This window comes from Streptomyces sp. NPDC001880, assembly GCF_053594575.1.
Window position 1 is genome coordinate 1 of sequence record NZ_JBSFET010000287.1, and the last position, 1,368, is coordinate 1,368.

A 1,368-nucleotide genomic window follows, 5' to 3' on the forward strand; every position below is an offset into this window, starting at 1 on the left:
CTGTGGTGGGGTGCCTTCACGCTGGAGCCGCTGGAGTCGACCCTGCACCACTGGCGCGGCAGGCTGTCCGCCCGCGGGCGCGCCATGCTGGCCGGGGCCGCCGAGCTGGAGGCGTACCTCCGGAAACTGTCGACGGACGCCGCGCCTTGAGCCCGGACAGCGGACCGTGCCGGCCAGTGGTTACAGGCGGCGACCCCACGCGGAGACCATCGGAGCGGTGGCCAGGTCGAGGCGCCCGGTGGCGACGTTCGCCAGATGGCGGTCGATCTCCTCGTCGGTGGACAGCCCCTCCACCACCGGACGGTGGCGGAGGGGCTGCACGGTCGCGGCCTCGAGGACGGCACAGGCCGGCGAGGTGATCGGGAAGTAGGCGTCGGCCTGAACATCCTCAAGACCCGCTTCGCGCAGCAGCCGGGGCAGCGTGCGCCCGTACGCGAGGTCCGCGCCGCGTGCCGCCATCAAGGCGCGGAAACCGGAACGCAGCCGGTTCGCGAGCTGCTGTTGCGTCCGGACTCGTCCGGACACAACAGCGGCTGCAACCCCGGGTCGGCATACTCCAGGAACAGCCACCCACTGGGCCGCAGCGCCTGGATCATCCGGCGCAGCGCCTCGGCACCACCGGGGACATGTACCAGGACCAGCCGTGCGTGAACGAGGTCGAACGCACCGGGTGGCGGCGGGTCTGCCGCCACGTCGTGGCGCAGCACCTCGATCACACCACCGTCGATGTCCCGGGTCCACGACACGTCGATGTCGGTGGCGACCACCGCTCCCCTCGGGCCGACCCGCTCGGCCGGCCCGAGGGGTACGGTCGGAGCACCCGCTCCGACCTCCCAGCGGCGCAAACCGGTGGTGATGCCGACTGGGCGGTCCGCCCGTCATCGCGACGACCCCCGGCGTCGGCTGTCGCACCGCCGAAGACCCGGCCTGCTGACGCGGCAGGACGGGCCGGGACCGGGCCGTGAACAGCATGCTGGCCCGGCCCGTGTCCGGCGGCTGCCGCCTGCGGCGTCGATCCTCCCGGCCGCCAGCCCCGGCGCCAGCCCCGGCGGCGGGCCCGGGGAAGGGTGAACGCGGTAAATCGCGTGATGAGGACGGCCGCCCCGGCGGCGGAGGCGATGGCGATGGCGATGGCCGTGGTGCGGCCGGAGTGGGCCTCGGGAGGTGGCATGTGGGGTGCTGCCGGGGCCTGAGGGGGCGGGTCGGCCGTGGGATCGGGGCCCGGGGCGGTGACGGCCGCCGCCGGGTTCACCGAGCCCGCGCCGACCAGCGCCTTGTCGGCCGGGATGTGATACGCCGTCGCCGTGAGCCGGTCGGACAGCCGAGGGTGACTGATCGTTACGGTGGGGTGACTGTCCGCTATGGCAT

1 pseudogene is annotated in these 1,368 nt (G+C 73.9%); it reads right to left on the bottom strand.

The features are described from left to right. Positions 1-180 precede the first annotated feature (180 nt). Positions 181-863 (bottom strand): annotated as a pseudogene (locus ACWCQ6_RS37325) (methyltransferase domain-containing protein); the annotation flags it as partial. Positions 864-1,368: the final 505 nt, after the last annotated feature.